The organism is Treponema berlinense (genome assembly GCF_052273165.1).
Taxonomy (GTDB): Bacteria; Spirochaetota; Spirochaetia; order Treponematales; family Treponemataceae; genus Treponema_D; species Treponema_D berlinense_A.
In genome coordinates, this window is the sequence record NZ_DAVZIU010000016.1 from 44,483 (window position 1) to 52,350 (window position 7,868).

The following is a 7,868-nucleotide window of genomic DNA, read 5'->3' on the forward strand; positions in this document are numbered from 1 at the left end:
GAACAATCCGAAAAAATTATCTTTTTTCAATTTTATACGGAAAACTTGCAGTTGCAGAAGAAGTATCCTGATTAAAACGCCAGGTAGAAATTTGTGTCGAAATTTCATTTTGAACGATAGATGTTATAATCGCTCCTGGAGTGATTTTTATGCTGTTTAAATCGACATGTCCGTTTGCGAGCACAGTAAATCTTACCGTAAGATTTTTTGTCGTATCAATTGTCGCTGATGCAGCTTCCGAAAGCGCAATTACCGGCTTTGCAGGCTCCAACAAAGTTCTAGAACTTCCGTCGTTCATAAGAAGAGCGATTTTTCCGTTTGGAGCGCTTGCACTTTTTACGGTAGAACTTGCAGTAACGCCGTTACCAAAATTTGCGCTGTAAACCGCAGAAGAAATTTTTTCAAGCGCAGCAGAAGTTGAATCTGAGGCAGAACCAGTGTTTTCGGTTTTGCTTCCAGCAACAACGGCAGAATCCTTGTCGACAGCTTTTCCAGCAGTTCCTTCAAAAATATCAGCCTTTGAATTGTTTGCTGTAACTGGCACGCTGGAATTTTCAGAAACGTTTTCCACCGCCTCATCATCAAACTGGCTCCAATCAAATTCTTTTTTTACCGCCTTTTTTTTTGTCCACTGCTCCGCCATAAGTTCGTCTACGCTTTTTTGCAAGGTTTGAACGGCAGTTTTTTCAGAAACAGAAGATTTTTTTGATGCGATATTTTGTTTTATCTCAGGCTTTTTTTCAGAAACTGGTTTTGACGGTTTTTGAGCAGATGCTTTTTGTTCGGTCTGAGGTTTTGACTGAGATTGTTTTTTTATTTCCTGATTTTGAGGTTTTGGAGGGGCTGCTTCCTGTTTTTTTTCTGTAATTTTTGGAGTTGAGTTTTCCGAAAGTGTAATTTTTACAGTTTTATAAACTGGTTTTTGAGGCAACAGCGCAAAAAGAGAAAATAAAATGCAAATAAAAATCCAAATGCCGGCAGTTCCTGTCAAAGCATACAAATTTCGTTTTTTTTGCAGTTCTGTCATTTAGTCAGTCGTCCTTAAATTCACCGAAACAAATCCATTTTTCCGTAAAACATCGAAAATTTTTACAATTGTTCCATTCGTCACTTTTTCATCGGCTTCAAGCGTTACAGGATATTCTTCACGCTTTTTTCCTTCGGTGTCAAAATTTTTAAGTTTTTTGTCCATGGATTGAATTGTAATTTTTTCGTCATTAAAAAAAAGTTTTCCTGTGGCAGTGGCTGTAATTGTAATTCCTGCAATTGACTGCGCTTGCGAAGTTTCACTTTCAGGAAGATTTACATTGATTGCAGGCAAAACGGCAAATGTCGTAGAAACCAGGAAAAACAGAATTAATTGAAAAACAACATCAATCATCGGCGTTAAATCCGCACCAGCAGAAACACCTCTTCTTCTTCGTATTTTCATTAAAGCAAATGTCCTGTCAATTTTAAGACTACTTCCGTTACAGAAGATTCAAGAATCACGATTTCTTTGTTTACAAGACGCGTAAAATAATTTGAAAAAATCATTGAAGGAATTGCAACAAAAAGACCGGCTGCCGTCGTCACAAGAGCTTCGGCGATTGCTCCTGCCAAAACAGCAGGATTTCCCATGCTCGCTCCAGCGCCAAGAACGCCAAAAGCCTTGATGTTTCCGGTTACAGTTCCAAAAAGACCGAGCAAGGTGGAAATATTTGCAATTGTTCCAAGAAGTGTAAGACAATGTTCGTACTGCGGAATTACAGTCTCCATTTCGGTTTCAACGATTTCTTTTAAATACTTGTCTTCAAGGTTCCGGACAGAAATTGCCTTTTGCACAACCTGGGAAAATGGAGTTTCGCAGGCAACACATAGCGCCGCAGCAGCTTCATAATCTTTTTTGAGCAAAACTGCATTCAACTGAAGTTTTAAAAGTGAATCGTTTTTACGCAAATTCTTAAAGTATAGAAGGCGTTCGATAATAATGTAAGTTGCAGCAATTCCACAAAGAATAATCGGAATCATCAAAATTCCGCCGGATTTTATTAAACTAAACATTTTTTATTTCCCCCATTTTATTTCTATTAAAATTGAAATTTTACAAGTGCCGTTATATGTCCGCAATTCTGTTTGTATTGACTATGAGCAAAAGCCCTCGTCTTTACGGTAACCAATTTTATAATATCTGTTGCTTCGAGAGCAAGGCGAATTGAATTTGAAGCTCTGACAGAACCAGAAAAATCTAGAACAGGCACTTTTTCAGCATCGTCTCCGAGATTTTGGGTAACGGAAGCCTTTAAATTCCACAAATTGTCTGGCTCAAAAATAACAGAAGCCGTCAAACTCTGTTCATCTTCGTAAGACGGAACATCGAGCCAGTAAGACTTCCATGAGCCAGAAAACTTTAATTTTTCAAAATCTGCAGAAAGTTCGGCAACCGATTTTAATTCAGTCCGATTTTCCTGCTTTATAACGTAAAAACCTGCTGACGACGGAGAAGTTTTATAAGCTGGAGTCCAAACTCCGTTATCAAAAGCAGTTTTTCTGAATTCTCCGCTCAAATTTACGCTGAAAAAATCCTGGACAGGAACCGAAGCCGCAATTTGTCCATACCAGTCGCTCTGTTCGGAAGAAAGACAGTAAAGCGCTGCAAAAAGATACTTTTGCTCAAGATTTCCAGCAGATTCCAAAACAGAATCAAGTCCGCCTTCAATTTTCAGGCAAAGAGGTCTAAAAGAAAGTCCGTATGGAATTTCAGCTTTTCCACCGAGCAAAAACGGAAACAGGACATTTTGCTTTCCAATGGAATTTCCGGCAATCACACCAGCAGAAGCATAAACTTTTACATTTTCATCCGTCCAGTCAAAATTCAGCCTGAATTCGCCCTTGTGAACGGCTTCTGCACTCGAAGCCTCAGGTGCTTTTTCGAGAGAATCTGTTTCTTTTACGTTGAGCTGGGTTTCGTATTTTGCGAGAAAATTTACATCGAACATTGAATTTTTCCAGCCTGCTAAAAATCGAGGAACAAACGAAAAATATTTTGAACTTTTTTCCCATTTGTTTTCAAAATTTGAAGCAGCGGCCGATTTTGTTCCATATCGATTAAAATAAGAGCCGTTTCCGCCAAGTTGAATGTACCAGCCATTTTTTAAGAACCATTTTGCCGACATTTTTCCGTCAATGTCGTTCCAAAGATAATCCGTAAAAATCGAAGATTTTGACTGCAAACCTTCATTTTGATTTTTGTAACAGCCAGAGAAAATGAATTCCGACTTTTCGTTCAAGAATTTTTTTTCTGCTTCAATTCCAGTTTTTCTAAAAAAATAACCGTCGGCAGCTTTTTTATCTGCAAAATCTTCTGCATTTTTGTGAAAAAACGAAACCTTAAAAGGTGAATTTCCGCTCATTCGGTAAATATCAAAATCGCCAGCAAAACTAAACGGAAAACCGCCGCCAATGCTGCCTTGGGCATAGACACTTTTTTCGTCAGAAGAATTTTGAACGTACTGCTGCGAAACCTGCTCTTTTTTCTGGACACTTTCCATTTCCGGCAATTCAAGGCTGCCAGTATTTTTATCTGGAAGAATTTTTTTATAATCTGGAACACTGTCTTTTCCAGCCGTAAGCGCTCCTCCAGAAATTACAGTTGTCACGTCTGGAAGTTCGATTTCGTTCTCTGGAGACTGAACTTCGCTCACAGTCTGCGTAAAGACAAACGTTCCGAAAAAACATGCTGTCAAAACTAAAAATATCTTTTTCATTTTTTTCAAAAAACCTCTCATCAGTTAAATTCGGTTATTTTTTTAGCAAGAATTTTGCTTGCTAAATCAGTTTTCCTTAAGATTTACAATTCTCTGAACATCGGCAGCGTACTGACTTTTTGGATACAGCTCTATAAGTGTTTTTGCAGTAGAAAGGGCATCTGCCTTTTTGCCAGCCGCATCAAACGCTTCTGCCGCGCCGTAAAGCGAACGTTCGGCAATTTCGCTGTTTCCGCATTTCCGTCCAAATTCCGCCGCAGCCAAAAACATATCTGCCGATTCGGCATTTTTATTCTGCGACCTCAAAATATCTGCCAGCAAGACAGCATTTTTTCCAGCAAGCTCAATTTCATCACCGTTATTTTTTTGAATTTCAAAAAGTTCCCGTGCAAGATTTTCAGCCTTTTTCTGCTGCGGCTTTTCAAAATAAATTTTTGCAAGCTCAGTGCCGATTTTTCGTCCATTTTTTGTTTTACTTCCGCCAGCACTTTCATATTCCTGTTCTTTTTCGAAAATTTCTTTGTCCGCTCCAGAATTCAAAGCCTGTAATTCCCGTTTTAAACTGGAAACTCCGTCTTTTTCAGCCTGATTTCCGTATTCAAGGAGCATTTTATCTGCAATTTTTAAGGCTTGCGAATATTTTTTCTGAGAACGATAAATTTCAATCAGTTTTTTTTCAGAATCATATTTATATGAAGAATTTTCCGACTTTTCGACAATCTCCATAAAATAAAGCGATGCTTTTTCTGTTCTGCCAATTTTAAAAAGGCTGTCCGCTTCAAAGTAAAGCGCCGCAGGATAAAATTTTCCAGACTGATATTTTTTAAGGTAAGATTCAAAGAGCTGGGCTGATTTTTCATAATTTTCACTTACATAAAAAAGTTCGCCGCGACGGAAAGTTGCCTCTTCTGCAAGCAAACCGGCATTTTTTTCTTCTGAAAGTTCGGAATAAGTTCTATCAGCCTGAACAAAATTTTTGTTTTGAACAAAAAATTGAGCCATCAAATAGCGACATTCAAAGCCAAAACTGTTTTTTTCGGAAGAATAAGATTTTAAAAGTTTTATCGCTTCATCGTATTTTTTCGAATCCGAATAAATTCCTGCAAGCAAGAGCACAGATTCATTTTTTTGCTCCTGATTTTTAGAAGAAGAAAGTGCATTTTTTGCATTTTTTTCTGCTTCCGAATAATTTTGAATTTGAGCGGCGCATTTTGCCGCTGTTACCAAAGCCTGGAAATTTAGGGCGTTTTCTCCGCTATTTTTTACAAAACTTTCCAAATTTTCAAGGGCGGTTTTGTATTTTTCAAGTTGGTACTGACTGTATCCGAGATAAAATTTTGCCAGATTTGAATATTTTGAATCAAATTTTTTATCAGAAATCGATTTTTCAAAATATTTTTCCGCTTCCGGCCAGTTTTTCTGGTTAAAAAGCGCAAGAGCCTTCATGTAATCCGACTCGCTTCCGTGCGCATTTTCTGCCTGCTCAATCGTAGAAATCAAGTGCCCGGCATTTAAAAGCGTGCGAATATAATCAAGTTTTCCGTCGTTATCAAGAAAACCTTTTTTTGCAAGCGCATAAAAAATTGAATCTGCGTCGGACGATTTTCCAATTTTTGCAAAAATTCTGGCTTTTAAAAACAGAAATTCATCATCCGAATAGTTTTCGGAATTTAAAAAATTTAGGGCGCCCTCATAATTTTTGAGGGAATATTCAGAAAGAGCCGCCCAATAAATCAGAGTTTTTTTTGCCGCAGAAGAATTTTCGTTCAAAATCTGAGATTGAGCGGTTTTTAAGGAATTTTCCCAATTTTCAGAAAGCCCAAAATACCGAGTTTTTGCCGCAATCGCATCCGAATAATAAAACTTTTCTTTTTCAAAACCGCATTCATTCCAGCCAGAATTTATTATTTCCAAAGAATTTTTTGCAGCCGTTTTTAGCTCTTCTTTTGAAGTCAAAAGATTTATTTCGGCAGAATAAAGCAAGGCAAGTTGTTTTAGCTGAACTGAATTATTTTTTTCGGCATTTTTAAAATAGGAAAGCGATTTTTCATATTGTTTTGAATTGAATGCATCGATTGCAAGTCTAGTCCAAAATTCACTTACAAGTTCCGGTTTTTCTTTTTTTAAGAGTTCTGCCTTTTCGATAACTTCGGCAGGATCTTTTTTGATTTGATTTTGATGAGAACTAGAAACAAGGTACGCTTTTTGCATTGCGAGGGCGGCAAGGCTTGAAGGTCCTTCTGTCAAAACTTTCACGTAACAGTCATAGCAGTCAGAAAATTTTCCAAGATTTTCAAGAGCCTGACCATAAGCAAGAAGAATTCTGTATTTTGCTTCTTGCGAAAAATCAATTTTCTCAATTTGCCCAAGTTCTTCAAGCTGAATAAAATATTCTTCGCACTTTTTATAATTTCCGGCGCGAACACAGTTTTCAAAAAAATTTACGCACGCTTCTTCATATTCTCCAGACGAAAATTTTTTCCCGTTTTGAAGTGCATATTCAAAACACTCTGTCGCTGTCTCAAACTTTTTTAAGCGCACAAGAGTTTTTCCAGAATACAAGATTGCCTGAGAATAAACCGATTTTTTTTCCAGTCCAGCATTTTTTAAGATTTCCGCACTTTTATAAAAATATGGCAAAGCGGCTTCGTTTTTATTCAATTCAAAAAGACCGCGACCAGTCCAAAAACAGCGGACCGAATTAAGCTCAGGACTATTTTTTGCAGATTTTTCGGCGGCAGAAAGAATTTCAAGGGAATCTTTTATTCTTCCCATTTTAAAAAGACTTTCGCCTTTAAAAACCATTGCTTTTGCTTCGTAAACCGATTTTGACTCTGAACTCAAAATCTGGTCTGCATAAAGCACAACTCCTGGATAAAATCCACTGTCATAAGCATTTTGCATTTGAAAAGCCAACGAAGATTCACTTTGAGCAAAAGAAATTGCTCCTGCAAAAACGCAAAACAACGCTCCAAAAACTATTTTTTTTTCAATTTTTTTCAATTTTTTCATAAAAACACTTATTTCAAAAAAATTATTTTCTACTGTAAATAAAAATTATTTTCAGTCAAAACCCTGGAAAGATGAATAAAACTTCCCTTATATTTTTCAGCGAACTGTTTAAAAGTAAGTTCCCTTCCATTTTCAAAAATCACACAGTTAAACCGTCCGTTTTTGTCATAAAGCGGAAAAATAACTGCGCAACGGTCGAACGCAAAAATTTCAGAATCAGACAGTTTTTTGTCCTGCAAAGGACGTTTTATTGCCGCAAGATAGCAATAAGTTGGCTCAGTCGAAGCTAGCACAAAAAGAAGAGGCTTTAGTTTTTCAATCTGATACCCCGAATTTTTAAGATAGCCAGCAGTCTGAGTAATTCCGCGGGCAGTAACTTCGGACGCAAAAGGTTCAAGAGTCACGTCAACACCAGAATTTTTCCATAGATAATTTCTCTGAGATTTTACCGAAAGAACAGCAGCTGCAAGGTTTCTGCACCAATCAAGCGAAAAAGAAAGATAGTAATTTTGAGAAATTATGCTTTTTTTGCCAGTTTTATTTTCTTCGGAAGTCGGCATAACAAGAGGATTTCGATAAAGAAAACTTCCGGTTACAGGTTCAACAAGACCATCGCAAATCCATTTTAAAAATCCAGCATCGTCCACAACAACAGGATTTTCGATTTTTCCAGAAGTTTTTTCGATTTCTTTAAAATCAATTTTCCGCTCTTTGCCAGACGAAATAAAAATCGGTTTTCCATTTTCGTCGTAACAACTGTCTGGACAAAAAACAATTCTTTCAAGATTTTTGCGAATTGCTGCAATCATCTGCAATTTTGACTCGAACTGTCCCTGCTGACGGTCAGCATACTTCCAGGGAAGAAGATTTTCTGTCAAAGAAAAAATCTGTTCAAAAGAAAGTGTATAAAGTTTTTCAAACGGAATTCCCAAAGGAACAGAATGAGCAGCGTAAAGTCCGGAAATTACAAAATCTGACAGAGTTTTTGCTCCAGACGGCGCAAACTGCACAAATTCATCGCTGTCTTGCGAAAAATAAATTCTCAAAAAAAGAGGTTTTGAGTTTTTTGAATCCTTTACACCCAGCCCCCGCACGAATCCCCGGCAAAAT

5 protein-coding genes and 1 pseudogene are annotated in these 7,868 nt (G+C 37.3%); all 6 read right to left on the reverse strand.

Features of this window, described 5'->3' with window-relative positions:
* Positions 1-16: 16 nt before the first annotated feature.
* Positions 17-1,027 (reverse strand): hypothetical protein, encoded by a 1,011-nt coding sequence (locus ACT6XC_RS06735; RefSeq protein WP_443741261.1) that lies wholly within the window; start codon positions 1,025-1,027, stop codon positions 17-19.
* Positions 1,028-1,432: an ExbD/TolR family protein gene (locus ACT6XC_RS06740; protein ID WP_078930560.1), complete on the reverse strand. Its 405-nt coding sequence runs from the start codon at positions 1,430-1,432 to the stop codon at positions 1,028-1,030. It abuts the gene before it with no gap.
* Entirely contained in the window at positions 1,432-2,043 is a 612-nt protein-coding gene (locus ACT6XC_RS06745) for a MotA/TolQ/ExbB proton channel family protein (protein ID WP_443737381.1), read from the reverse strand. The genes ACT6XC_RS06740 and ACT6XC_RS06745 overlap by 1 nt, the downstream gene beginning before the upstream one ends.
* 26 nt (positions 2,044-2,069) lie before the next feature.
* Positions 2,070-3,746, reverse strand: a complete 1,677-nt coding sequence (locus ACT6XC_RS06750; RefSeq protein ID WP_443741262.1) for a hypothetical protein — start codon at positions 3,744-3,746, stop codon at positions 2,070-2,072.
* 66 nt (positions 3,747-3,812) lie between these two features.
* The gene (locus tag ACT6XC_RS06755; RefSeq protein ID WP_443741263.1) at positions 3,813-6,758 is read right to left on the reverse strand and encodes a tetratricopeptide repeat protein; all 2,946 of its coding nucleotides are present in this window, start codon (positions 6,756-6,758) and stop codon (positions 3,813-3,815) included.
* Positions 6,759-6,787: 29 nt separating this feature from the next.
* Positions 6,788-7,868: pseudogene (locus ACT6XC_RS06760) on the reverse strand (hypothetical protein); the annotation flags it as partial.

Excerpts from the sequence above, each read along its gene's own strand:
- ACT6XC_RS06735 (WP_443741261.1), bottom strand. The coding sequence starts at position 1,027 with ATGACAGAACTGCAAAAAAAACGAAATTTGTATGCTTTGACAGGAACT.
- ACT6XC_RS06750 (WP_443741262.1), bottom strand. The coding sequence starts at position 3,746 with ATGAAAAAGATATTTTTAGTTTTGACAGCATGTTTTTTCGGAACGTTT.
- ACT6XC_RS06740 (WP_078930560.1), bottom strand. The coding sequence starts at position 1,432 with ATGAAAATACGAAGAAGAAGAGGTGTTTCTGCTGGTGCGGATTTAACG.
- ACT6XC_RS06755 (WP_443741263.1), bottom strand. The coding sequence starts at position 6,758 with ATGAAAAAATTGAAAAAAATTGAAAAAAAAATAGTTTTTGGAGCGTTG.
- ACT6XC_RS06745 (WP_443737381.1), bottom strand. The coding sequence starts at position 2,043 with ATGTTTAGTTTAATAAAATCCGGCGGAATTTTGATGATTCCGATTATT.